This is a genomic window from Thermosynechococcus sp. NK55a (genome assembly GCF_000505665.1).
Lineage (GTDB): Bacteria > Cyanobacteriota > Cyanobacteriia > Thermosynechococcales > Thermosynechococcaceae > Thermosynechococcus.
Map to the genome: position 1 here is coordinate 1,275,847 of NC_023033.1, position 24,569 is coordinate 1,300,415.

Genomic DNA, 24,569 nt, shown 5'->3' on the forward strand with positions numbered 1-24,569 from the left:
ATCTCTAATTAGGTTTGCAGCAGACAGTTAAAGGTCGGGAGTAAACTTGCGGAAGGCCAACGTGACGTTGTGCCCACCAAAGCCAAAGGAGTTGGACAAAGCCACCGTCACCGGACAGGCCCGGCTCTGATGGGGAACATAGTCCAGATCGCAGGCGGGATCCGGTTGCTCCAAGTTAATTGTAGGGGGGATGCGATCGTGGGCTATGGCCATTACCGTGGCGATCGCCTCGATACCCCCTGACCCCCCCAGCAGGTGCCCTGTCATGGATTTTGTCGAACTCACGGCAACGCGACGCGCATTTTCTTCGCCAAGGGCACGTTTAATGGCGGCGGTTTCCGTACTGTCGTTGGCGGGGGTACTGGTACCGTGGGCGTTGATATAGCTCACCTGATCCGGGGCAATCTCCGCATCCTTGAGGCAAGCTTCAATGGCACGGGCAGCCCCTTCTCCCCCCGGTGAGGGAGCAGTCATGTGGTAGGCATCACAGGTCAAGCCGTAGCCCACCATTTCCGCATAGATGCGTGCTCCCCGGGCAAGGGCAAATTCCAATTCTTCCAGGATCAAGATGCCGGCCCCTTCCCCAAGGACAAAGCCATCGCGGTGGAGGTCAAAGGGGCGGCTGGCATGGTGGGGATCATCATTGCGGGTAGAAAGGGCGCGAGCTGCCGCAAAACCTGCCACCGATAGGGGCGTAATCGCCGCCTCTGTACCCCCACAGATCATCGCCTTGGCGTAACCGTGTTGCACCATGCGGAAGGCATCGCCAATGGCATTGGAACCTGCTGCACAGGCGGTTACCGAACAGGAATTGGGGCCCTTGGCACCGGTGTGAATGGCGGTGAGTCCTGCGGCCATATTGGCAATCATCATCGGGATCATAAACGGACTACAGCGATCGGGCCCCCTCGTGAGATAGACCTCCTGCTGATCCTCCATTACCTTTAGACCACCCACACCCGTACCAATAATGATGCCAATGTCAGTGGCATTGCCCTCGTCAATTGTCAATTGGGCATCCGCAAGGGCTTGCTTACTGGCAGCCACGGCAAATTGAGCAAAGCGATCCATGCGCTTGGCATCTTTGCGATCCATGTAGAGGGTGGGATCAAAGCCACGCACCTCAGCCGCAATGCGGCAGTCATGACGACTGGCATCAAAAGCCGTGATGTAATCAATGCCGTTGCGACCGGCCATTAACCCTTCCCAATACTCCGCAAGGGTGTTGCCGAGGGGGGTAATTGCCCCCATCCCCGTGACAACGACCCGTTTTTGATGCGCCTTTGCCATGGATCTATGCAGCTACCTTATTGTTGATAAAGTCAAGGACATCTTGGACGGTTTTGAGTTTTTCTGCCTCTTCATCGGGAATTTCCACACCAAACTCTTCCTCAAGGGCCATGATCAACTCCACGGAGTCAAGGGAGTCAGCGTTGAGGTCTTCGGCAAAACTGGCTTCGGGTACAACTTTTTCTGCATCAACACTGAGTTGATCGGCAACAATGGCTTTTACTTTTTCAAGAATTTCAGATTGATTCATAGATGCCTTAACTGGATGGACAACGACTGAGAACAGTAATTCATGCGGGCGATCGCCATTCCTCAAATCTAGGATGTTTCGTGCCCAGAATCAACGCGCCCTAATTATAGGACAGATTGGGGATCCCCTAAGTACTCCTGCAACTGTGATAAGCTACAGTTTGAATACTTGAGACCAACAACGCCACATCCACCGTTGCCCTCTCTTCACCGAGTTGCCGATGCATTTTACGATTGCCAGTCTACTTGCCAACTTTAGCGAAGATAAATTTGTTGCCCCCAAGGTTCTCGAAAAAAACTCGGCTGTGACGATCCTGAGAGCCAGCGAGAACTGGAAATTGCCCTTGATGCCCTAGAACGCATTGGCCTGCTCATCAAAGAACGGGGCAAGTATCGCCGTGCCAGTGATGATGGATTGATTGAAGGGCGGCTGCGCTGCTCGAGCAAGGGCTTTTGCTTTGCCATTCAAGATACCGAGGGTGCGGAAGATATTTTTGTACGCGAGCATCAACTCAGTACTGCTTGGAATGGCGATCGCGTGCTGGTGCGGGTCACCCGTGAAGGCCGCCGCAAGAAATCTCCAGAGGGGGAAGTGAAACTCATCCTTGAGCGAGGAAATCCCTCGGTGATTGCTCGGGTTAAACAGACAGAAGATGGGTTTCGTGGGACGCCCCTCGACGATCGCCTGCTCTTTGAAATTGCCCTTGAGCCAAATGACCTTGTGCCCGATCTATCGACGGTGGTGGATCAGCTGGTGCATGTAAACATTCGCCGCTATCCTTTGGGGGGCTACCTGCCCACGGGGGAAATTGCCCAGATCCTAGGGAGCGATGCCCAATCGGCACCTGTCCTTGACTTGGTTTGCTGCAAACACAACCTTGTCCGCCAATTTAATCCAGCCCTGCGCACAGCAGCCGCCACCTTGAATGCCCAGTTGGAGACCTTGGACCTCAGCGATCGCCAAGACTTGCGGGAGCTGGTCACCATTACCTTAGTCGCCCCCGGCCAAGAGCCCCAAGTGGCCTTTTCCCTCGATGCTCTTGGGCAAGATCTCTGGAAGTTGGGGATTCACATTAGCGATGTGGGGGGATTACTTCCCCAGGATGAACTGCTGGATCGCACGGCTCGCCGTCAGGGCATGAGCCTGGCAACGCCTGAACTCAGTTTGCCCCTATTGCCGCAGGAATTGGAGAGGCTGCGCTTACTGCCGGGGGGCGATCGCGCTGCCATTTCGCTGCTGATTGAAATCAACACCGCCGGCGAAGTTCAGTCCTACAGGATTTACCGCAGTTGTATCCGCATTGATGCCTGTGTCACCAGTGAACAAGTGGCGGCTACCCTTGCCCTAGGAGACAGTTCTGGGGATTGGTTGCGCGCTTTAATTCACCTCGCCAATGCCGTGAGCGAGCGGCGACAGGCACGGGGGAGTATTGAAGTGACCCCAGCGGCGGCCCTGAGCCTTGCCTATGCCGATGAGGGCCTTGCCCCCGCCATTTTCCTACCAAAGGTGACCCCTTGGACCAGCTTGGTTATTCTTGCCAATGAACTCCTTGGCCGTCATTTGGCGAAGTTGGGGGTACCGGCCCTCTATCGCACGCAACCTGTACCCGAACTTTATGCGGTGCAGGATTTTCTCAAGCTGTGCCAAAATTTGAACTTGCCCTTGAGCCTAGACAATCCCTCCCAGGTCACGTCCCGCGACTATCAGCGGTTTATGGCGCAATTGGCCCCTTCGGATCTGGCAGCTGTGTTGCAGGAACTCTTGCTCGATAAACTCAAACCCGCCAGTGATTCCCCTATGGCGCTGAATCACTTTAGTTTGGCCACTGGAGAGGGCTATGCCCATTTCTGCTCGCCGTTGCAACGCTACACCGATATTGTCAATCAGCGCATTTTACACATTCTCCTGACACAAGGGCGCGATCGCCGCGGGCCACGGGCAAAAGAGCGCGTCAATCTTGGCGAGTCCAGTTGCTTGGAGCAGGTGAATTGGACAGTTTTCACCACCGACATTCAGCGGGAAGTAGACACGCTCGTTAACGAATTAGCCCCCCACCTCCAAGAGCGGGAGCGGCAAACCTACATGGCTTGGAAGGATTTAGTAGGGCTGCAACGGGTGCGCCAAGTCCAAGCCTGTATCGGCGAAGTGCGTCCTGGCATTATTACGGGCGTGCAGTCCTATGGCTTCTTTGTGGAACTGCTTGATTTTAATGTGGAGGGCCTAGTCCACGTCAGTTCCCTCAAGGATGACTGGTATGAATACCGCGCCTATGCCCAAACTTTGACGGGTCGGCGTAATCGCCTGCGTTACCGCTTGGGCGATCGCGTTGAAGTGCTGATTAAAAATGTGGATTCCTACCGCCAGCAGGTGGACTTAACAGTCATTAGTGGCGGCTCCCAAGCAACCGAAGAAGATCTCAACGACAGCAGTGACGGCGGGGAAACCCTCACCCCTCCTGAGGATGACGCCACTGAGAATCTGTAAACCAAGAGTTGATGTTTTGCAGGGAGTAGGCGGCGCTTGAACATCGTTTATTTTGGCACACCGGAGTTTGCCCTTGCGCCCCTCCAACGGCTGTTGGCAACAGAGACCTATCAGGTGCTGGGGGTGGTCACCCAGCCCGATCGGCGGCGGGGACGGGGCAACCAATTATCCCCTTCTCCTGTTAAGGCCTTAGCCCTTCGCCACAGGTTACCCATTTGGCAGCCCCCAAGTCTGCGTCGAGATCCACAGCTGCCTGAAGTCCTGCGATCGCTGGCTGCTGATGTCTTTGTGGTTGTTGCCTACGGTCAAATCTTGCCCCAGTCCATTCTTGAAATTCCCCGTTACGGCTGCATCAATATCCACGGCTCCCTGCTGCCGAAGTATCGCGGTGCAGCTCCAATTCAGTGGGCACTCTACCACGGCGAACAGGAAACCGGCGTAACGACGATGCTCATGGATGCCGGTCTGGACACAGGCCCAATGCTCCTGAAGCGAAAAGTCGGCATTCATTTAGAGGATAACGCTGCTACCCTCAGCGCCAAGCTCAGCGAGATAGGTGCTGACCTACTACTAGACACCTTGCAGCAACTGCCACAGCTTCAAGCCGAACCCCAAAATGACGCTGAGGCTACCTACGCGCCGCTCATTCAAAAAAGGGACTATGCGATTGATTGGGAGCGATCGGCCCTAGCCCTCCACAACCAGGTGCGCGCCTTCTATCCCTATGCCTATACGCAGTGGCAAGGGACACCCTTGAAAATTTTGCAAACGTGGCCATTGATTCCCGAAGTGGCGGCCAAATTACCCGAACCCCTACAGTCTTGTGTCCGTGAGCCTGAGGCCTCTGCCGCCCCCGGTACGGTGCTAGCTCTCGTCAAGGGCTGGGGGCCAGTAGTACAGACGGGCAAGGGTGGCCTACTCCTGAGTCAAGTGCAGTTGAGTGGTCGCAAAGCGCAATCGGGGTGGGATTTTGTCAATGGGGTTCGCCTGGCGATCGCCACTCAATTCGGTATTCTGTCCTCAGCTCTGTAACTAAGTTTTAAGCACGGCGGGCCTAACGTAACTAAATGTTAAGATTTTGCCGTTTTGACAGCATTTCGCCTTGACACCCCTCGGATTGGCTCACTACACTGACACACATACCTAGGTACGTCTCTAACCCCTATGGAAGATAAGCAAAAGGTTACGTTGTATCTCTCCCCCGATGTGCACCGCCAGCTAAAGATTGCCGCTGTAGTCGAGCAGGAAACAATGTCCACCCTTGCTGAGCGTGCGATTGAATTTCTGCTGGCTCACCCAGAGGTACTGGCGGAATATGCCGAGCAAAAACATGGCAATGTGCATCGGGTTTATCACTGCCCAGAGTGTGCCAGTGCCCTTGTCCTGCGGGGGGATGAGCTAACGGCCTTGGTCAATCAGCCCACTGTGATTGATGACAACAGCCTCAGTGTTCCTGCGCTCTCCGTCGAGTTGGTGTCTGCCCGCTAGGCCAGTGGCGGGGGTGTTGGGTCAGCCTTGAAAGAAGGAGGTGATTGCTGTGCAAGAAGAGTTGAGTATCCTAATCCAAGCGCAATATCCGTTGATCTACCTCCTGACCTCTGAAGAAGAGCGGGCTGAACAGGCGATCGCCACCATTGCCCAAAGTCAAGTCGGGCCTCAAGGGCGGTCTCCCCGCAAGCTCTACATCTGGACAGTGACCCACGGCATGGTTGAGTATGGCCATCCCCGCAACAATAGTCACCACAATACCGTCTCACCGGAAGCCGCCATTCAATGGGTTGTTCACCAACGGGAACCGGGCATCTACGTCTTCAAGGATTTGCACCCCTTCATTGATTCGCCCCCTGTCACTCGTTCTTTACGGGACGCGATCGCTAGCTTCAAGAGCAGCCACAAAACCATTATCCTCATGTCCCCTGAAGCGGCGCAGCGAATTCCCGTTGAACTAGAAAAAGAAATCGTTGTTGTTGACTATCCCCTACCCAGTATTAACGAACTAGATGAAGTTCTCAGGCAACAGTTAGATCCCCGCGATCGCCGCCTCACCCCGGAAGCACGGGAAAAGCTCGTCAAAGCCACCCTGGGTCTGACGCGGGATGAAGCCGAAAAAGTCTTTCGCAAAGCCAAAGTCACCGCTGGGCGGCTCACCGAAGCGGAGGTGGACATCATCCTCTCCGAGAAAAAGCAACTCATCCGCCGCAACGGCATCCTCGAATACATGGAAGTGGATGAAACCATTGATTCTGTGGGGGGCCTAGAGGAACTGAAAGTATGGTTACGTCAGCGCGCCAACGCCTTCAGTGAAAAGGCTCGTGAATACGGCTTACCGCAACCGAAAGGGATGTTGATTTTGGGTGTCCCCGGCTGTGGGAAGTCCCTCATTGCCAAAACCACCTCCCGCCTTTGGGGCTTGCCCCTGCTGCGCCTTGATATGGGTCGGGTCTACGACGGTTCAATGGTGGGGCGATCGGAAGCAAATTTGCGCAATGCGCTGAAAACCGCTGAATCCATTTCCCCTGCCATTCTCTTTATTGACGAAATGGACAAGGCCTTTGCTGGCGGGGCAGGCTCCTCAGACTCCGATGGCGGTACCTCTAGCCGCATCTTTGGCTCCTTCCTAACTTGGATGCAGGAGAAAAAGTCTCCCGTCTTTGTCCTGGCAACAGCCAACCGAGTTGAACGGCTCCCCGGTGAATTCTTGCGCAAAGGCCGCTTTGATGAAATTTTCTTTGTTGATTTGCCCAATGCCGAGGAGCGCAAGGAAATTTTTCGCATTCACCTCACTAAGCGCCGCCGTGAGATTGATCGCTTTGACCTAGAGCAACTGGCCAATATCTGTGATGGCTTTTCTGGTGCCGAGATTGAACAGGCGATCATTGCTGCCATGTACGAAGCCTTTGCCCAAGGGCGGGAGTTTACCCAGTTAGACATTATTGCCGCTAGCCGTGCCACTCAACCCCTTTCCAAGACGATGCAAGAGCAGGTCACGGCACTTCGAGATTGGGCCCGCCAACGGGCGCGCCCGGCGGCAGCTTCAGTGGCTGAATACCAGCGACTGGAGTTCTGACAAGCTTCCTTCTATCTGTTTTGTGCAGATGGGAGAAAGACCCGACCACAGGGGTTTGGTTCGCCATAAATTGTGGTTCATTCAGTCCAATGTTTCTGTCTCAATCTGGAGGAAATTCACATGTCTCACTTCAGCACCCTGCGTACGAAAGTTACCGATGCTGAAATCTTGAAAGCATCCCTGCGGGATCTGGGCATTACGGTGAAAACCAATGCCGATGTGCGTGGCTACAACGGCCAACGCGTTCGTGCCGACATCGTTGCCGTCCTCGACGGTGAGTACGATCTGGGCTGGTCTCGCAATGCTGATGGCACCTTTGATCTCATTGCTGACCTCTGGGGTGTGGCCAAAAAACACAACCAAACCGAGCTAATCAACTCGATCAACCAAAAATATGCCATCAACAAAACCTTGGCTGAGGTGAAGCGCCCTGGCCTTCAGAATGCCAACGTCAAGCTTGTGGTGCATAGCTAATCCTGTTGCCAATTGCTTTGTACTGTCTAGCGCGCGTTCCCAAGTAATCCGCTGGCTGACTCCCGAGGGGTCGGCCTCTTTTTTATCTCAGGATTAAGAATATGGTATTTTGGCCATGAAGGTAAGGATTGTTTGTAGTTATTGAGTTCTGGTCAACCTATTCAAGAACGCTTTTCTCCAGAGGCTAGGCTCGTGATTGCCACCGGGGATGTCTGTGAGGTGGTTCGTCAGGTGCCGGATGAGGCCATGACGCTCATCTTTACGTCGCCGCCCTACAACCTCGGCAAGGCCTACGAAACGCCGGTGGCGATCGAGGACTATCTCCAAAGCCAAAGCAGAGTGATGGCTGAGCTATATCGGGTGCTCCGGCCAGAGGGAAGTCTGTGCTGGCAAGTGGGGAATTTTGTTCAAAGGGGAGAGGTGTATCCCTTGGATATTTTGTTTTATCCCCTCTTCAAGCGATTGGGTTTGAAGCTGCGCAATCGCATCATTTGGAAATTTGGCCATGGTCTCCATGCCACAAAGCGCTTTTCTGGCCGCTATGAAACGATCCTCTGGTTCACAAAGTCAGATGACTACATCTTTAATTTGGATGCGGTGCGCATTCCAGCCAAATATCCAGGGAAACGCCACTTCAAGGGTCCTAAGAAGGGCAAACCCTCGGGCAATCCCTTGGGTAAAAATCCATCGGATATCTGGGAAATCGTTCTTCAGGATTGGCAAGAACTGGTGTGGGATATTCCCAATGTCAAGTCCAATCATCCCGAAAAAACGCTCCATCCCTGCCAATTTCCCATTGAGTTGGTGGAGCGGTGCGTTCTTGCCCTCAGCCATGAGGGGGATTGGGTCTTTGACCCCTATATGGGGGTGGGATCATCGCTCTTGGCTGCCCTAATGCATAATCGGCGGGCAATGGGCTGTGAGCAGGAACCCGTTTATGTCAACATTGCTCGCCAACGGATTCAGGCCTATGAAAATGGCACCCTGCCTTACCGTCCCCTTGGCAGACCGGTGTACACCCCCACAGGACAGGAGAAAATAGTGCAAATTCCTGAGGAGTGGCAACAGTAAGTTGGCGATCGCTCGATGAACGGGTACGCATTCCATCCAAGTGGGTGACCTTGATTGGCGAGAAGTGGCTGACGGACACCGGTGAAACCCTAGAATACTGGCGGGTAGAAAAGGCGGACTCTGTAATTGTCTTGCCGCTGCAAGGAGATTATTTCATCTGCCTGCCGCCAACCTTTCGGGTGGGCGTTCAGCGAGCTACGGTGGATTTTCCCGGTGGGCAAGTGCTCCCCAATCCCCCCCAGGGCAATGGTGCCGCAAATTTTGACCCAGGAATTGGGGATTACGTCCGATGGGCTTCAAGCAATCACCCCCATCCGTTAGGGAGTCCGGGCATCTCAGCGCTTCTTGGGCAGTTGGAGTGCTTGCAATGTCCTGCCGTTCTCTTGAAATGGCTGTATCAGTGCCAACTAGCCTCGGCGATCGCTCGCTTCAGATGATTTTGCAGGGTTTTAGTGGGCAGGCCACTCTGGAGATGCTGCCACGGTAAGATAGTCTCCTCTGGCCAATTGGCAGTAACATAGGCTTCAAAATCAGGCAACTGTCCCTGCAGTTCCTTAAAAGCACGGCGATAACTGCCTAAGGAGGTGCCATAGTGGCGCACCTGCTCTAAAAGGGGAGCAAGCCGGCGATCGCCCCGCGAAATCAAGGCTTGAATCAACGAGTCATGATAGGATTCAGGGCGAAACTCAATCCCCAATTTGGCCAATTCTTTTTTCAAAAACTTGAGGCGTTTTTCGGCCACGGGTTGTACACCCCACCACTGAAAGGGGGTATGGGCTTTGGGAACAAAGGTACTACAGCCAAGGGTGAGCCGCAGTCGCGGGGCTGTTTTTTTCAATTGGCAAAAGAGCTCTACTGTGGCTGCGACATCGGCATCGGTTTCTGTGGGCAGCCCCACCATGCCATAAAACTTCAGCCCCTTGAGGCCACCGGCTTGGGCATGGCTGGCAGCAGCCAGAATCTCCGCCGTCTCAAGCTTTTTGTTGATCACTTGGCGCAGGCGCTCAGACCCCGTTTCGATGGCGATCGTCAGGGATTGACTGCCCCGTTGACTCAACAGGTGGGCCAGGGATTCGGTCACCGTATTGGTGCGCACCGAAGCTAAACTTACCCGCACATGATCAAATTGTGGCTGACCCAGATGCTCAATCAAGGCAGGAAATTCGGGATGTTGGGTAATCGAGGCGCCCAAAAGCCCTAGGCGATCAGTAACGGCTAGCCCCCGCTCAATGGCAGGAATCAGTGTGTCTAGGCTCGGTGTGCGAAAGGGCAAGGTCAAATAACTGGCCAAGCAAAAGCGACACAGCTCGGGGCAACTGCGCACCACCTCCACCATATAGATATTTTCCCAAGCGGCGAGGGGGGTGACCACCGTGGAAGCGGCAAGGGTATTACCGCGATGGACTTGTTTAGTGACTGTCGCCGGTACACTGGCCTTGATGGGTTCAATCCTTTGAATGGGACCGGTGGGATGGCTGTAGCTGACGTGGTACAGGCTAGGAACATAAATACCGGGCACTTGGGCCAGGGCTTCCAACTGTTGCGATCGCGCAGCGGTGCGCACCTGCGCCATTGCGGTCAGAAAGGGATCTAGGAGAGGTTCGGCGTCCCCCAACAAAATCACATCGAAAAAATCGGCAAAGGGTTCGGGATTTGCCGTCAGCACTGGGCCACCGCCAAAGACCAAGGGGTGGCGATCCTGGCGATGGCGCTGCCAAATGGGAATGCCCAACTGCTCCAAGAGCAGCAGTAAATTGCCGTAGTCTAACTCCCACGAGAAGGAAAAACCCACCAACTCTGGATCGCGAGGCAGTGGCTCCTGCACATCGGTAAAGAGGCGACTCACCGCCACATCGGCACGGCTGGCCAGTTGTGCCCACACCAGTTGATAGCCCAAGCTAGTAATGCCAACGCTGTAGGTATTGGGAAAGCCATAGATAACCCGCAGCGCCTCTGGCAGGGGGCGCGATCGCTCAAAGAGGAGGGTTTCAGCAGCCAAGGGGGAGTTCACCTAGGTTTCCGTTGACTTACGGCGGCTAGTTTTTGCGGTCTGGGCAACCGTCTTTTTACTGGTTCTTTTGGTTGTTGATTTGGGTTTGGGGGCAGTAGTTGTTGCGCTGCGGCGGGTTTTCTTTGGTGCTTTTTCCGCCAACAGGAGCAGGGCTTGCTCAAGGGTCATTGTCTCTGGTGTCACCCCCTCCGGCAGGGAGGCATTCACCTTACCGTGGTTGACATAGGGGCCATAGGGGCCGTCCAAGATCTGTACCGGTTCCCCATCCTCCGGGTGAGTCCCCAACACCGCGAGCACCTGTTTTTTGGCCCGAGCGCGACTCGATTTGGGTGTTGCCAGCAGCTCTAGGGCACGCTCTAGGGTAATCGTGTACACATCATCTTCCCCCTTGAGGGAACGATAGTCTTTTTCACCCTCGGGATCGTGGACAATGTAGGGGCCAAAGCGACCTTGATTGGCTTGAATGAGTTTACCGGTTTCAGGATGAACCCCCAATGTCCGCGGCAGCGACAACAGGGTAATTGCCAAGTCTAGGGTGACTTCATCGGGACTGACGCCCTTGGGTAGGGAAGCTCGTTTGGGTTTTGGATTGGCCTCTGTGGCTTCTCCCAACTGCACATAGGGACCAAAGCGCCCCGTCAGCAGAAAGATCGGTTCGCCGGTTTCAGGATGCAGGCCCAGCTTGTCGGGACCCTCTAGTTTTTGGCGAATTAATTGCTCCACCTGTTCACGGGTGAGGCTACCCGGGGTGGCGTCTTGGGGCAAGGAGGCCTTAATGGGTTCACTACCATTGCCATTTTGATAGACCACAAAAGGACCAAAGCGACCCACCACCACTTCAGCATTCAGTTCTGGCAGGGCGATCGCCCGCGCTTCAGTCGCCTCAATCGTCCGCTCCCGCTCTTTAACCTGCTGCTCAAGGCCATTTTCACCCAGATAGAAGGATTCAAGGTAGGGCTGCCACTCCACCTCCCCTGTGGAAATATCATCCAGGGTTTGCTCCATCCGCGCCGTGAAGTTAATATCCACCAAGTCGGGGAAGTATTTCTCTAGCAGCGCCGTCACCGCAAAGGCCGTAAAGGTGGGTTCCAGGGCATTGCCTCGCCGAATGGCATACTCGCGGTCTTGGATGGTACTGAGGATCGTGGCATAGGTGCTGGGACGACCAATGCCTGCTTGCTCGAGGGCTTTGACCAAGCTTGCTTCCGTGTAGCGCGGCGGCGGCTGGGTCTCGTGACCCACACTTTCCAGGGCGTGACAGCGGAGAATCTCTCCGACTTGCAGGGGGGGCAGGATCACCTCTTGGCTTTCGAGGGCGGCCTCGGGATCATCGGAACCTTCCACATAGGCCCGGAAAAATCCTGGAAAATCAATGCGTTTACCGTGGGCACGGAAGAGGGCATCCCCAGCCGTAATCGAGACCGTTAGCAGAGTGATATGGGCATCAGCCATCTGGGAGGCCACCGTGCGCTTCCAGATCAGTTCGTAGAGTTCCAGTTCCCGATCTTGAAGGCCGGTTTCTTGGGGAGTGCGAAACTGGCTACCTGCAGGGCGAATCGCTTCGTGGGCTTCTTGGGCCCCCTTGGTTTTGGTGGTGTATTGACGTGGCTGGGGCGACAAAAAGGCTTTGCCATACATGGCTTCCACACAACTGCGGGCGGCGGCGATCGCCTGATCCGACAGATGCACCGAGTCCGTACGCATATAGGTGATGTAGCCCTCTTCGTAGAGCTTTTGGGCAATGCGCATCGTATCCCGCGCCGAGAGGTGCAGTTTGCGGTTAGCCTCCTGTTGCAGGGTTGAGGTGGTAAAGGGGGGAGCCGGTTTGCGGGTTTGTTGGCGCTCCTCTTGTTCGGTAACCGTCCAGGTTTCCGTTAGCAGGCGATCGCGCAGAGCGTTGGCAGCCGCCTCATCCAAGAGCAAGACAGCATCAGGGTTACGTAGCTGTCCTGTAGTGGGATCAAAATCATGGCCCGTGGCCAAGCGTTGACCGCCAACACTCACCAAACGCGCTGGAAAAAGGGCTCCCCTTTGATCTAAGGTGGCCTTGAGATCCCAAAATTGCCCCTTACGGAAGGCCAACCGTTCTCGCTCCCGTTGAACCAATAGGCGCACTGCAACTGACTGCACCCGCCCCGCTGACAGATGGGGGGCAATTTTCCGCCACAGCAGGGGCGACAGGGTATAGCCCACCAAGCGATCGAGGATACGCCGCGTTTCTTGAGCACGCACCAGTTGTTGATTGACATCGCGGCAATTGCGTAGTGCTTCTTGGATTGCTTCCTCGGTAATTTCATGGAAGACCATCCGCCGCACCGGCACCTTTGGCTCCAACAGTTGCAGCAGGTGCCAACTAATGCTTTCTCCTTCGCGGTCTTCATCGGTCGCGAGCAGGAGTTCATCAGCGGTTTTGAGGGCAGTTTTTAATTCTTTGACAACTTTTTGTTTCTCTTTAGGAACAATGTAGAGGGGTTCAAAGCCAGCAGCGACATTCACCCCTAGGGTTGCCCACTCTTCCCCCCTGAATTCGGGGGGCACATCAGCAGCACTGCGGGGCAGATCACGGACATGACCCATTGAGGCTTCAACGCGATAGTCCGGCGGCAGAAATTTGCGAATGGTACGGGCTTTTGTTGGGGATTCAACGATGACAAGGGTGGACATAGCAGATGCTGCGGGATGGGTTTTTCGGCACTCTCAAGTTTAGCGACAAGTTGAGCAATCCATCATAGAATGGTGTTCTCCCACCGTATCATGGGAACCTAGGAGAAGCACTTCCTTTATTGATAACCCTAGCCTAACCAATGGGCGATGGGGAGAGTCTGTTTAGTCAGCATAACGGTTTTTAGGCAGCAGCGATGACTTAGGGGGGGCCGCTCCAGACATTGTGATCCAAACACGCCACCTAATAAAACCTAATAAACCTAATAAATATTTTGGCGATCGCCCCGTCCTTAAGGGCATTAACTTCACCGTTGCTAAGCCAGAGGGGGTCGCCCTCATGGGCCCCAGTGGCTCTGGCAAAAGTACCTTGCTCCGCTGCTTGAATGGGTTAGAGACCTACCAATCGGGACAGATTCTCATTCTCGGCCATTACCTGCCACCAGGGCTGAGGCCGCAGCAACTGCGGGTGATTCCTTGAGATGCCGGTATGGTCTTTCAGCGCTTTAACCTCTTTTCCCACAGGACGGTGTTGCAGAGCATGATTGAAGCATTGAAGCGCCGCTCCTTGGGCACAAACTCCCCCGCGGCCTGGCTATCGAAATGGCTGAAAGTTTATTGGCCAAAGTGGGATTGCTGGACAAACGGGATGCCTAGGCAAGCCAACTCTCTGGTGATCAAAAACAAGGGGGGGCGATCGCCCGCGCCTTGGCCAGGCAACCGGAGATTCTTCTCTTTGACGAATCCACGACGAATCCACCTTCGCCCTTGATCCAGAACTGATGGGGGATCTCCTAGCCGTGATGCGACAATTGGCCGAAGAGGCAATGACTATGGTGGTGGTCACCCAGGAAATGTCATTTGCCCGCGCAGTGTCCTGCCGCGTGGTCTTTCTCGCCGATGGCCAAACTATTGAGGAAGGATCGCCCCAAGAACTGTTTTATCGTCCGCAACAGGAGCGAGCCCGCCTCTTTCTAGAGCGTGTGCTAGTCAGGCCCTAGCCCTTGTAGGCTTTGATGCATTTTTCGACAAGGGGTTGCACCGCATCCACATCCTGCCAGCCAAGAATTTCAGTGACTTTCTTTTGCAGATTTTTGTACGTGCGGAAGAACTCGGCGATTTCTTCGAGACGGTGGGGAGCAATATCCTTGAGGGATTTCACCTCAGCATAGCGAGGATCACCAACAGGCACACAGAGAATTTTCTCGTCGCGATCGCCACTGTCAATCATCTCCAGCATGCCAATGGGACGGGCAGCAATCACACACCCCGGAAACGTTGGCTCATCCATCATCACCAACCCGTCGAGGGGATCACCATCCTCGGCTAAAGTATTGGGAATAAAGCCGTAATCATACGGGTAAACCACCGCCGAGTAGAGGACGCGATCGAGGGCAAAGACGTTCATTTCCTTGTCAAACTCATATTTATTGCGGCTGCCGCCAGCAATTTCCACCAAAACATTGACAACGCCCGGCTTGGGTTGAGCAGGAATGTGGCTTAGGTCAATACTCATAGCAGGATGTCCAGAGCAACAAGTCTCCATTTAATCGAGATTGGGACATGGAAGCAAGCACCTAGCCTAAGGCCACTGACTTTTGCCAATGGCTCTCCAGGGGCAATGCTCAACAAAACAAAAACAAAACAAAATAGCCAAAAAATAGCGCCCGCCATCTAGGCGCTCAGGTGTACGGCGCGCTGCGAAAGCGCCAATACATCCACGCGAAGAGCAGCGAAGCAACGTCGGCTGCAACCCTTGTTAGCCTCCTGTTCTCGCCTCCTGGCCTTGCAGGAGCACGTCCCGAATCTTGCCAGGGTGTTGTGCCACGTCCCAACGCCAAACTCCAAACCCGCCGTGTGTGTTCACCGCTTGCACCCATTCGTCCAGGTAATCACGTTTGGCTTTATCCTGCTCCGTATCCTGGCCCTTGGTTTCCAGAATCAGATGGTCCCCATTTGTGAGCCGCACGAGAAAATCGGGCCGGTACTTCCGCACCACGCCGCGATAGACGTAGAGCACCTCGAAGCCCAGGTGGTCGTTCTTGACCCAGGCGGCCACCAGGTCGCTTTCGTCGAGCACAAAGGCATCGGACGCCTCCCAAGTGCTGTCGTACACGCAGACGTTGATGTGCGACTTCCTGGTGCGCGCGCAGGGCTTGCCCGTGTACCAGGTACGCATCTCGCCGGTGGAGCGGATGGGATGATCGCGGTCGAAGACCGGCGTCAACCGCTCGGTGTTCTTCTGCCGCACCGCCGCGACGACATGCTGCACGACCCGCGACATGTTCAGCGTGATGATCAGCCGACGCCGTAATTCGTCCTGGTAGAAGAGCGGCGGCGAGATGACGATGCGGTCGGAGCGAATGAACTGCTCGACGATCCGCACCAACTGGGCCAGCAGCACGTCGCGGCTACCTTTCCAGGCGACCTGCATCTGATCAAAGACACTGCGTGCTGTCTCGAAGATGATGCGCTGGGTGCGGAATTCTCCGGCCAGGCGCTCCAGTTCGATGCGGTCAATCTTTGTCACATCCGGCTTGCCTTCGAGCACCGGCGCCAGTTCGGCGACCTGGGCGGTCTGCGCCGCGTCCAGTTCCAGCGGAGGCAGATGCGACCAATCCACAGAAAGGATGGGCTGAAGCACGTGTTCGATGCGCACGATATTCGGCCAGCGGATTTCATAAGCAGCTTTGGCCGGATCCACCTGAACGAGCGTCTTGGGAAGGGACGGCGGGGGCGGACCGCTTTCGGTGCTTTCGTGCGGCAGGAAGGTGAAGGGCACGCCGAAGATGTTGACGTACTCGGGCTCGAACAGTCCCGTTTGCGCATTCACTTCGTAAGACGTGCGCCGCAAGCCGCGGCCCACCACCTGCTCGCACAGAAGCTGTGAGGTGAATGCTCGAAGCCCCATGATGTGCGTGACCGTCTTGGCGTCCCAACCTTCGGAGAGCATGCCGACGGAGATGACGTTTTGAATCTTCTCGCCCGGCTGCCCCGCCTTGCCCACTGTGTCCACGGTCTGCCGCAGGAGTTCGGCCTGCTCTGCCTTGGTTAGCTTGTGTTCGACCGGAACGTCCTTCTCTTCCGCATTATTGGTCTCTTCCGACACTTCCACCGGCGCGGCGGGTTCCTCCTGGGCCTCCGCCTCATCCAGCACCTTCGAGTCGATGTGTAGGATGCGGTCGGGATCGCACAGTTCGTCGATGTGGATGCGCCGCGAATCGAAGGCGTGCTTGACCCGGGCAGCGGTCTCGGTGCGATTGCAGACGGTGATCATCACTGGTGGGGTTGCTAGGCCGGCTTTCCGCCAGGCTTTCCATGTCTCACGCCAGTCGTAGCCCAGCAGGTAGTAGGCGTTCAGGACCAGGTCGGGCAATGGTTCGTGTGGCTCAGCCTTGCGGTTGAGATCATCCTTCACATCCGGGTCGTTGTAGATGTGATAAAGGCGCGACTTGTAGGTCTTGGCGTCCGGAACCGCATCGTCGCGCACCACCACGCGCGGGGTCTTGACCAGCCCCGATTCGATGGCATCGTTCAAGCCAAAGTCGCTGACGATCCAGCCGAACAGCGCCTCCTCGCTGCTTTTCTTGCCCGAGGGCGTGAAGGGTGTGGCCGAAAAGTCGTAGCATTTCAGAATGCCACGGGAACGGTGGAGGCGGTCCAGCCCGCCAATCCAGACGGTAGCTTCTTCGGCGCTGTCCTTGAGGTCACGTTGGCGCAGGTACTTGCCTTCTGCTTCCGAGTTCACTCGCCAAGCGTGGTGGGCCTCGTCGTTGATGACCAGGATGTTCCGCGCATTCGCCATCTCGCCCAGCACCTCGCGGGTGTACGCCTCGTCGCTCTTCGCGCCGCGCTTGTCCACGCTCTTGCGTTTTTTCAGTTGCTCTTCGCTCTCCCAGGCCAGGGCGTGCCAGTTGCGCACGAGCACCTTCCCCTGCCGCAGCTTGTCGAGCAGGGCGGAAGGGACGATGTCGAAGGCTTCGTAGTAGTTGCCCTCGGCGGCGGGGAGAAGCACCTCGAGCCGCTTTTTGACCGTCAGTCCGGGGGCGATGACCAGGACGTTTTTCGAGAAACGGGCGTCCTGCGGGTTGGCGACCTTGTTGAGAATCTGCCAGGCGATGACCATCGCCATCACGACGGTCTTGCCCGTGCCGGTTGCCATCTTGCAACACTGGCGAACAAAGTCGCCGCCGTCGCCAGGAATCTCGATCCCCACGCGCTCGGCGGCGGGCGCTTCAGTGAGCCAGATGAGCGTTTCCACCGCCTCCAACTGGCAGAAGAAAAAGCGGCGTGTGTCGAACTCCTCCGGATCGCGCCAGTGTTCGAGCAGCCGCTTGGTGATGCTGGTCACGCCCGGGTAGCCCGCCTCGCGCCAGGCCTTGACGCGGGGGCGGATCTGATTGACCAGAGGGATTTCCACGAAGATCCCGGGATCGTCGAAAGACTTGGCTCCCGGCGTTGCCATGACGTAGCCGGCTGGACGACGCCCTTCGACCAAATCGAAGGTGCGCGTTTCCCGGTCGTAGCGCCAATATCGACTCGGCTCCTCGTAGGGCGAGTTGACGATCAGGCGGTCGATGGTGGTCTTGCTTGTCATGGGCTTAGCTATACGTGAAGGGATACAACATTCATACCCTTAATCTTGCAGATTGGCTTTGATGGCTTTTCCATTGTTACGAACTCGTCCACTTTTGCCGCCAACGCTGCCCCCGCATGAAGCGCGTCCATCGGTGCCACATCGTAGGTGGAAGCAAGCTCTATCGCCTTCTCTGTCACATCGGGATCACAAGGCACATTTTCCGCTGCATTCTCGAGCACAGCATTCATAAACTCAACTTCTTCGGCCCGTTTATGAAATCTCGGCTTAGGCAGTACTTCCAGTCGGAGAAAATCGCTGACTACCAACTCGCGGTTAGGATCGTCCAACACTTCCAAGGCACGGCGGGAGATATTCTCTTCGCCTTGAAACGCGGCAATCAAGACATTCGCATCAATGTACGTCCGCTTCATCGTCCTCAGGCTCTCCACGCCTCCGTTTTACCTCTTCCAGCACCTCATCGGCACTTAACAATTTCATACCTGCCTCAATCGCTCGGATGCGCAGGGACAGGAGTTTCCTGCCTAACGGGGTACGTGGGACAAACACTTCGGTTACTTCCGGAAATATGATTTCCGTACTTCGGTAGCTCATGTCTTCTTCAGGGAGAGACAACACAAAGTTGATCCAAGGATCGGCTCTGCGATACTTTTCCGTTGGAAGACTATAGTCAGTCCCTTCCTCGAGGTATTTCGGGGAAAGAACTCCGTAGGTTTTCCTGGCAGCCCAGTCGCTGTTCAATCGTTCCGTCAACGTCGCGCTCATGACTGCCCCTCCTCGTACTCAGGTTCAAGCTTGGCTATTGTCTCCGGTGTCAATAGGCCGAAAAACATTTTCTTCGACGACAAATGGACATCGTCGAGGTGACTTTCGACATCAGGCCAAGACTCATTTTCTTTCATGGTCCTGATGGAATCTATATCCAACAGAACTCCGAGCAATCTTCCGGGCTCGCCTGGAATGGACGCCTCCGCCGGCGATACGATCTGGATGATATGAATTATGTCGCCTTCTTTGATCTCTGTGCGGAGTTGGACCGGTCGGGTATCGATCTTATATCCCCCCATTTTGATTTCGAGATTCAGACAACTGAGACTCGGTGGCTGATTCAACTCAATTAGATCAATGTATTTCAAGGAGAAACGCTCCAGCCGATCAATCAACCCGGTATCGCGGATAATTGTGATTACTGTCCGTATACCTTTGGAGAACGTCTTCCATCCCGAATATGGTCGGCGACAGCTTAGAGAGACGACATGTTCCCCTATCTGAACCGCCTGGTTCCCACCCTCCAAACGAATCTTGGGAACGTATCTGAGCTTGGGATCATGTTCTACTATGGGCGCCGGAATATCCGCAGAGGGAAGGCGGACAATGTTAGGGTACTTATTCGGTAAAGCCTGGAACACAAGTCCAGGAAGCAATTCGGCCACAGATGGTTTTCTACCCGTAAATCGGATTTCCCACACTGCTTCTAGCAGAGGTTCTTTGCGTAATTTTTTCGGTATCTTGTTCGGTATCTTGTTGGCCATGTTTTATCTCCTATGAAAGTTCCATCACCTTCATACTCTCAATCCCCCGGTCGTCCACGATCTTGACCGCGATGCGCTTGTGTTCGCCCGGCTCGAAGGGCAGCGACACCGTGCCGCGGTAGGCTTCGATGCGCTCCGCGTCAATCTCGGCCTTGAGGTTGCGCGCCAGCTTCGCCCAGCCCTCGTTCTCGCCTGCCATCGGGAAGAACACCTGGCGTGGATAGAGACTGCGGCCGTCGTAGTCGGTATCCAGCATCCAGACGGCGATCTTGTCCGCGCCGCCTGATTCGATCTGGCCGGTCTTGGTGTTGTAGTAGTCGAAACCGTGCACTTCGACGACATACTTCCCGTCTTTCTCCCTGCGCACCTCCACGTCTGGCTGGCCGATGAGCCAGAAGGATTCGTTGCTGGCGCGCTTCTTCTTGAGGTCCTCGGTGAGCAAGTCGGCGTTCATCTGCACTTTCAAGAACTGCATGCCGGCAAGTTCCGGCTTCATCTCGTCGATGTCCTTGGCCGCCTCGGGGTCGAACTGGAAGGCGGCGAAGACGATGAGCTTGGGCTTGGGCACCAGTGTCTGCGCCTCCTCGATGGCGTGCGCCACCTGGCGCTGTTCCAGCGGTGCGTGCTCGGGACCGAAAGAGACCACCACGCGCATCGGGTCGTAGGCGGGCGCCGTCTCGCGGACTCGGTCGGCCCCCTCGTCGCTCGGGCGCGTCTCGCCATCCGCGTGCAGCCAGCGGCAGCCGGGCAGGGGTTCGAGCCGCGCGAAGCGGATGTATTGCCCCGCCTTGCCGCGAATGCCGGTGCGCAAGAGTTCATCGCGCCATTCGGCCTGGCGCAGCGTCTCGCCGGAACGGGCGATGGAGGTGTCGGCGGGTTGCGGTTTGTCTTCGAGAATCTCCTCCGGCGATTTCACCGCCGGAGCGGGCACCGCCTCCACCGTGAACGGCCCGGTCACGCGCACCTTCTTGCGGTCAACGAAGGGCTGGTCGTAGAGCGTCTCCTGCGGGGCGTGCCGGGCGATGGCGGCGTCAATGTCTGCTCGCCGTTGGGCGAGCAGAGTTTTGAGTTGTGAGTTTTTAGTGTCCAGTTGGGGATCGCTTTTGGCGGCGTCGCGGATGTATTGCTCCAGCAGGCCAAACTCTGCCTTTTCCAAATGCCGCTGCACCCGCTCTCTCTCTAAAAACTCGAAACTCGAAACTAAAAACTCCTCCAACCTCTTCGCCCAGCGCGCGTGGATGCCATCGATCTCCGGGTTGTTGGCGATGGACTTGAGCGTGACGTGCGGCACGGTCTTGTATTTGAAGCCGCTGCCCACGCCCTCTTCGGGATGCGCCAGTTCGTAGTAATCGAAGACGGCGGTCATCAGCCGCTGGCGGGCGAGCGTGAGCGCCACGCGCGAGGTGTCGCAGGTGATCCAGCGCCGACCCCACTTCTCGGCCACATAGGCCGTCGTGCCGCTGCCGCAGGTGGGATCGAAGACCAGGTCGCCCGGGTCGGTGGTCATCAGGAGGCAGCGTTCGATGACCTTCGTGCCTGTCTGGACGACATAAAGCTTTTCGACTGCAAACGTGCTTTGAACAGTATCTTCCCACGTCGCCGTAATGCGAACATGTGGAAAATCCGTCGCGTAACGTTTGTAAACCAGCGTATTTCCTATTCCAAGAAGCCTCCCGATGCTAGCAAGCCGCTGAAGACCCACTAGACTTGTTGTCCAGCCGCGCCCTGCCCCGCTCGGCTTGTACGTCTTGCCCTCGAAGTCAAAGTCAAATCTCGAAGTATCGCTACCTGTTTGTGAAGTAGTGTTGCCAGCACCGAAAATCCTGTGGTCGGCTGCAGGTATTTGACCTTCTTTGATTCGATAGTAACTGCCGTCTGCTCTTTCGGCATAGGGATAAGCCGCAGCATCCTCCGCTGCGGTTCGAGGTCTGTAAAGGGGCCGAAACTTCACACGCTCTCTATCCTTCGCATACCACAGCACGAAGTCGTATGTGGCTGCAAGCAACTGGCTGGTTTGGCCCACGGTCTTCTTGAATGCGATGACCGCGCAGAAATTCCCCGCCCCAAACACCTCATCCATCAACTCCCGCACGTGATGCACGTTCTCGTCGCTTATTTGCACGAAGATGCTGCCGCTCTCGGTGAGGAGTTCCCGCGCCAGCAGCAGCCGGTCGCGTAAGTAAGTGAGGTAGGAGTGGATGCCCAGTTCCCAGGTGTCGCGAAACGCCCGGATCTGCTCCGGCTCGGCGGTCAGGTCTTCGTCCTTGCCGTCCTTCACGTCGCGCTTGTTGACGAAGGGCTGGAAGTTGGAGCCGTACTTGATGCCGTAGGGCGGGTCAATGTAAATCATCTGCACTTTGCCCGCCATGCCCTCCTTTTCCAGCAGCGAGTTCATCACGAGCAGCGAATCGCCGGCGATCAGGCGGTTCGACCAGCCGTGGCGGTGCTGGTAGAACTCGATAGCCTCCCGCAGTGGCTCTTTTCTCTCTTCCTCGAACAGTGATAACTGGCCACTAGCCACTGACCACTGACCACTGTCTTTCCGCACCGCCTCGATGATGGTGCGCGGCTCGATGCGCTCGTGGACGTGCAGCGATACCGTCGGCACTTCGAAGGAGGTGTGCTCGGCCTTGCCCGCCCAGACCAGTTGCGGGTCCAGGTGCGGGTCGTAGGCGTAGCGCTTTTTCTTCTGCCCGGCGTCCGGGTCGGTCTCTGGCGTCACGAGTCCAACCAGCGGGTTGTTCAGGCGCTCTTTGTCGCGATGCTCGTAGGATGCGATGGGGCGGCTGGAGGACTGTTTTTTGCGCGGCATATCGGGGAACAGGCCAGTAGTATTTTGAGAAAATTGTACATGGAACTATAAAGGCTGTGCCGCGATTCTACCCCTGTTGTGGCTCTGACCCCCTCCCTCAATTGATCCGCTGGCTGACTTTCGGCTAAGGTTTTGGGAAGTCCCTTGTCAGCGTTGCCCTATGTCTTTCAAGCGGTTGGTGCTTGCCGCCCTCAGTGTTGTGGTGGCTGCCCTGATTACGGTGTCCTTGCTAGGCAGCTATTTGGAGCCTCAAACCCAAGGGCAAATCAACCTGTCTCAAACTAATTTGTCACTGCAAGCCCGCGAATGGCAGGGGCTAGGGGATGCTGACGTTGGCGATCGCCTCCTCGGCGATCTACAAGGAGCGATCAAAGCCTATGAAAGGGTGCTGCAGACCCCCACACCGCAAAACCAACCGCTGCGTCTGCAATTAGGACTGCTCTATGCTGAAACTGGGCAGGGCGATCGCGCCCTGAAAACCTGGCGATTCCTGATCCAAGAGGGTCAAGGGGCAACCCGCAGTACAGCAGAAGTACTCCTCAGCCTGTGGTCAGAGCCACCGCAACTGCTCCCAGAGGCGGAACCATTGATTAAAAATACCCTCCACGGCTGGTTTCGCGATCGCGCCCTCGAACGCCTCTACGAACTGCAACAGCGCTCCGATGCCCTGATGGCCCTGGCCAGTGCCGAACAAAACCGCGCCAAAGCGGCCTTCTATCGCCTTGCCCTCCTTGGCGCGACGCCATTGCTAGGAAGTTTGATTGGGATGGTTCTCTGGATTGTCTGGATCTATCAACACCTGCGCCGCCGCCACCAAGGAAATCCCCTCCCATCCCTAACCCCCGTCACATGGAGCTGGGAAACCCTCTGGGAAGGCATGGTGATCTGGTTTGCCCTCTTTTTTGCCATTAGCCTGATGCTGATGCCCTTGGTGCGCACCCTGATCAGTCAGGGGCTGCCGCTGCGTTCCGCTATGGCTCAAACCCTCTATGCATTGGCCAGTTACAGCATCATCACGGCGGCAGGCTTGGGCTGGCTCTGGTATTTCCTGCGTCCCTTTGGCAAGCGCCCTTGGCAATGGCTACGCTGGCAGGGAGGGTTAGGGAGAGCGCTGCGTTGGGGGGTAGGTGGCTATTTTGCCGCGCTTCCCCTAGTGCTGTTGAGTTCACTCGCCAGTCAAGCCCTCCTCAAAAATCAAGGGGGGGGAAATCCGCTGCTGGAGATTATTTTGCAGAGCCGTGACTATCCAACCTTTGCTCTGCTCTATGTCATGGTGGCACTGATGGCGCCCTTCTTTGAGGAGATTCTCTTTCGGGGCTTTTTCTTTCGTTCTGTGCAATCCTATCTCCCCCTAGGCACAGCCATGGGCCTCACTGGGGTGTTGTTTGCGATTGCCCACCTCAATTTAGCCGACCTCTTGCCCCTGACGGTTTTGGGAACAGTGCTCAGCTACATCTACTGGCGATCGCAAAACATTGGTGCGGCAATGATTCTCCACAGCATCTGGAACAGTGGCTCCTTTTTAGGCTTGCTCCTATTGAGCGGGGGGACGGAAGCGGGGTTCTAACTGCTGCACCAACCACTGGCGGGGCACCAACCGTCCGGCAAGGGCAAGGAAGCGATTGGCGGGCTGACCGGGAATGACCGTTGCCCCATCGGTTTGCAAGGCAGCAAGGGTTTCGGCAACGACCTGTTCGGGCCTATCCTGCTGGGCAATGAGAGCAGGGTTGCGGGTCATATCGGCGCGCTCAAAGAAGTTGGTGGCAGTGGGTCCGGGACAGACGGCCAAAACCCGAATACCCCAGGGTTTGACTTCTGCCCAGAGGGCTTCGCTAAAGTGGCGGACAAAGGCTTTAGTGGCAGCATAGACGGCAAGGTAGGGAAGGGGCTGAAAGGCGGCAATGGAGCTGACATTAATGATGGTTCCTTGACGGCGGGGGCGCATTTCCTGGAGCACGAGATGGGTGAGTTCCACCAGGGCTGTGATGTTCACTTGGAGCATGGCCGTCAATTGCTGGCGATCGCGATCGCCAAAGGCTCCATAATCGCCAAAACCAGCATTATTGACCAGCACATCCACGGCCAATCCCAAGGATTGAATCTGTCCATAGAGGCGGCAGGCAGCACCGGGCTCACTCAGATCTTGGGGAATACACAGCACCGATACCTTTTGGCTCAGGCGCGTCTTGAGGGCCTCTAGGGCGTCGCGAGAACGCCCCGTCAGGATCAAATGGTGCTGGCGATCGGCAAAGGCTTGGGCAAAGGCCTGCCCCAATCCCCCCGTTGCCCCCGTAATCAGTACCGTTGTCATAATTGTTAC

Annotated in this window: 19 protein-coding genes and 1 pseudogene; 9 read left to right on the forward strand and 11 right to left on the reverse strand. The window is 56.0% G+C overall.

The annotated features are described in order from the left end of the window. Nucleotides 1-27 precede the first annotated feature (27 nt). The gene (gene fabF / locus NK55_RS06150) at nucleotides 28-1,290 is read right to left on the reverse strand and encodes a beta-ketoacyl-ACP synthase II (RefSeq protein ID WP_024124907.1); all 1,263 of its coding nucleotides are present in this window, start codon (nucleotides 1,288-1,290) and stop codon (nucleotides 28-30) included. A gap of 4 nt (nucleotides 1,291-1,294) precedes the next feature. Then, on the reverse strand, nucleotides 1,295-1,540 hold the full coding sequence (gene acpP, locus NK55_RS06155) for an acyl carrier protein (protein ID WP_024124908.1): 246 nt from the start codon (nucleotides 1,538-1,540) through the stop codon (nucleotides 1,295-1,297). Between the two features lie 414 nt (nucleotides 1,541-1,954). On the opposite strand from acpP, the gene NK55_RS06160 reads away from it, so the two are divergent. The 7 genes from NK55_RS06160 (at nucleotide 1,955) to NK55_RS06190 (ending at nucleotide 9,073) form a co-directional block, all read left to right on the forward strand. Continuing rightward, nucleotides 1,955-4,024: a ribonuclease R family protein gene (locus NK55_RS06160; RefSeq protein WP_225871740.1), complete on the forward strand. Its 2,070-nt coding sequence runs from the start codon at nucleotides 1,955-1,957 to the stop codon at nucleotides 4,022-4,024. 36 nt (nucleotides 4,025-4,060) lie between these two features. Then, nucleotides 4,061-5,056: a methionyl-tRNA formyltransferase gene (gene fmt / locus NK55_RS06165; RefSeq protein ID WP_024124909.1), complete on the forward strand. Its 996-nt coding sequence runs from the start codon at nucleotides 4,061-4,063 to the stop codon at nucleotides 5,054-5,056. Nucleotides 5,057-5,188: 132 nt separating this feature from the next. Further along, the gene (locus NK55_RS06170) at nucleotides 5,189-5,512 is read left to right on the forward strand and encodes a ribbon-helix-helix domain-containing protein (RefSeq protein ID WP_024124910.1); all 324 of its coding nucleotides are present in this window, start codon (nucleotides 5,189-5,191) and stop codon (nucleotides 5,510-5,512) included. Nucleotides 5,513-5,561: 49 nt separating this feature from the next. After that, nucleotides 5,562-7,091: an AAA family ATPase gene (locus tag NK55_RS06175; protein ID WP_024124911.1), complete on the forward strand. Its 1,530-nt coding sequence runs from the start codon at nucleotides 5,562-5,564 to the stop codon at nucleotides 7,089-7,091. Between the two features lie 120 nt (nucleotides 7,092-7,211). Further along, nucleotides 7,212-7,565, forward strand: coding sequence for a DUF1257 domain-containing protein (locus NK55_RS06180; protein WP_024124912.1), 354 nt, complete (start codon nucleotides 7,212-7,214; stop codon nucleotides 7,563-7,565). Nucleotides 7,566-7,706: 141 nt separating this feature from the next. Next, on the forward strand, nucleotides 7,707-8,636 hold the full coding sequence (locus NK55_RS06185) for a site-specific DNA-methyltransferase (protein WP_024124913.1): 930 nt from the start codon (nucleotides 7,707-7,709) through the stop codon (nucleotides 8,634-8,636). Next, a complete protein-coding gene (locus NK55_RS06190) occupies nucleotides 8,624-9,073 on the forward strand; it encodes a hypothetical protein (protein WP_024124914.1) in 450 nt (149 codons plus the stop codon). The genes NK55_RS06185 and NK55_RS06190 overlap by 13 nt, the downstream gene beginning before the upstream one ends. Here NK55_RS06190 and NK55_RS06195 read toward each other — a convergent pair. Both NK55_RS06195 and topA read right to left on the reverse strand, forming a co-directional pair. Then, nucleotides 9,034-10,647 carry a radical SAM protein gene (locus NK55_RS06195; RefSeq protein WP_024124915.1) on the reverse strand — a complete coding sequence of 538 codons (1,614 nt, stop codon included), beginning with the start codon at nucleotides 10,645-10,647 and terminating at the stop codon, nucleotides 9,034-9,036. The genes NK55_RS06190 and NK55_RS06195 overlap by 40 nt on opposite strands. Then, nucleotides 10,648-13,311 carry a type I DNA topoisomerase gene (gene topA, locus NK55_RS06200; protein WP_024124916.1) on the reverse strand — a complete coding sequence of 888 codons (2,664 nt, stop codon included), beginning with the start codon at nucleotides 13,309-13,311 and terminating at the stop codon, nucleotides 10,648-10,650. It abuts the gene before it with no gap. Between the two features lie 226 nt (nucleotides 13,312-13,537). Here topA and NK55_RS14215 point away from each other — a divergent pair. Next, nucleotides 13,538-14,309: pseudogene (locus tag NK55_RS14215) on the forward strand (amino acid ABC transporter ATP-binding protein). On the opposite strand, the gene NK55_RS06210 reads toward NK55_RS14215, so the two are convergent. The 6 genes from NK55_RS06210 to NK55_RS06235 form a co-directional block, all read right to left on the reverse strand. Continuing rightward, complete coding sequence (locus NK55_RS06210; protein ID WP_041429625.1) at nucleotides 14,306-14,818, reverse strand: inorganic diphosphatase; 513 nt, start codon at nucleotides 14,816-14,818, stop codon at nucleotides 14,306-14,308. The pseudogene NK55_RS14215 and the gene NK55_RS06210 sit on opposite strands and share 4 nt — an antisense overlap. A 249-nt stretch (nucleotides 14,819-15,067) precedes the next feature. Continuing rightward, a complete protein-coding gene (locus NK55_RS06215; protein ID WP_024124918.1) occupies nucleotides 15,068-17,905 on the reverse strand; it encodes a BPTD_3080 family restriction endonuclease in 2,838 nt (945 codons plus the stop codon). 8 nt (nucleotides 17,906-17,913) lie between these two features. Further along, nucleotides 17,914-18,318 (reverse strand): PIN domain-containing protein, encoded by a 405-nt coding sequence (locus tag NK55_RS06220; protein WP_024124919.1) that lies wholly within the window; start codon nucleotides 18,316-18,318, stop codon nucleotides 17,914-17,916. Then, complete coding sequence (locus tag NK55_RS06225) at nucleotides 18,299-18,670, reverse strand: hypothetical protein (RefSeq protein WP_024124920.1); 372 nt, start codon at nucleotides 18,668-18,670, stop codon at nucleotides 18,299-18,301. The genes NK55_RS06220 and NK55_RS06225 overlap by 20 nt, the downstream gene beginning before the upstream one ends. Continuing rightward, entirely contained in the window at nucleotides 18,667-19,437 is a 771-nt protein-coding gene (locus NK55_RS06230) for a TIGR04255 family protein (RefSeq protein WP_024124921.1), read from the reverse strand. Before NK55_RS06230 ends, NK55_RS06225 begins: the two co-directional genes overlap by 4 nt. Nucleotides 19,438-19,447: 10 nt before the next feature. Further along, a complete protein-coding gene (locus NK55_RS06235) occupies nucleotides 19,448-22,249 on the reverse strand; it encodes a site-specific DNA-methyltransferase (protein ID WP_024124922.1) in 2,802 nt (933 codons plus the stop codon). 160 nt (nucleotides 22,250-22,409) lie between these two features. On the opposite strand from NK55_RS06235, the gene NK55_RS06240 reads away from it, so the two are divergent. Continuing rightward, nucleotides 22,410-23,816, forward strand: coding sequence for a type II CAAX prenyl endopeptidase Rce1 family protein (locus NK55_RS06240; RefSeq protein ID WP_024124923.1), 1,407 nt, complete (start codon nucleotides 22,410-22,412; stop codon nucleotides 23,814-23,816). Here the strand turns inward: NK55_RS06240 and NK55_RS06245 are convergent. Beyond that, entirely contained in the window at nucleotides 23,784-24,560 is a 777-nt protein-coding gene (locus tag NK55_RS06245; RefSeq protein WP_024124924.1) for an SDR family oxidoreductase, read from the reverse strand. The genes NK55_RS06240 and NK55_RS06245 overlap by 33 nt on opposite strands. Nucleotides 24,561-24,569 lie beyond the last annotated feature (9 nt).

What these genes read in the sequence shown, in the direction of transcription:
- fabF (WP_024124907.1), bottom strand. Translation starts at nt 1,290, where the DNA reads ATGGCAAAGGCGCATCAAAAACGGGTCGTTGTCACGGGGATGGGGGCA.
- topA (WP_024124916.1), bottom strand. Translation starts at nt 13,311, where the DNA reads ATGTCCACCCTTGTCATCGTTGAATCCCCAACAAAAGCCCGTACCATT.
- NK55_RS06170 (WP_024124910.1), top strand. Translation starts at nt 5,189, where the DNA reads ATGGAAGATAAGCAAAAGGTTACGTTGTATCTCTCCCCCGATGTGCAC.
- NK55_RS06235 (WP_024124922.1), bottom strand. Translation starts at nt 22,249, where the DNA reads ATGCCGCGCAAAAAACAGTCCTCCAGCCGCCCCATCGCATCCTACGAG.
- NK55_RS06215 (WP_024124918.1), bottom strand. Translation starts at nt 17,905, where the DNA reads ATGACAAGCAAGACCACCATCGACCGCCTGATCGTCAACTCGCCCTAC.
- NK55_RS06225 (WP_024124920.1), bottom strand. Translation starts at nt 18,670, where the DNA reads ATGAGCGCGACGTTGACGGAACGATTGAACAGCGACTGGGCTGCCAGG.
- NK55_RS06220 (WP_024124919.1), bottom strand. Translation starts at nt 18,318, where the DNA reads ATGAAGCGGACGTACATTGATGCGAATGTCTTGATTGCCGCGTTTCAA.
- acpP (WP_024124908.1), bottom strand. Translation starts at nt 1,540, where the DNA reads ATGAATCAATCTGAAATTCTTGAAAAAGTAAAAGCCATTGTTGCCGAT.
- NK55_RS06230 (WP_024124921.1), bottom strand. Translation starts at nt 19,437, where the DNA reads ATGGCCAACAAGATACCGAACAAGATACCGAAAAAATTACGCAAAGAA.
- NK55_RS06245 (WP_024124924.1), bottom strand. Translation starts at nt 24,560, where the DNA reads ATGACAACGGTACTGATTACGGGGGCAACGGGGGGATTGGGGCAGGCC.
- NK55_RS06180 (WP_024124912.1), top strand. Translation starts at nt 7,212, where the DNA reads ATGTCTCACTTCAGCACCCTGCGTACGAAAGTTACCGATGCTGAAATC.
- NK55_RS06240 (WP_024124923.1), top strand. Translation starts at nt 22,410, where the DNA reads ATGTCTTTCAAGCGGTTGGTGCTTGCCGCCCTCAGTGTTGTGGTGGCT.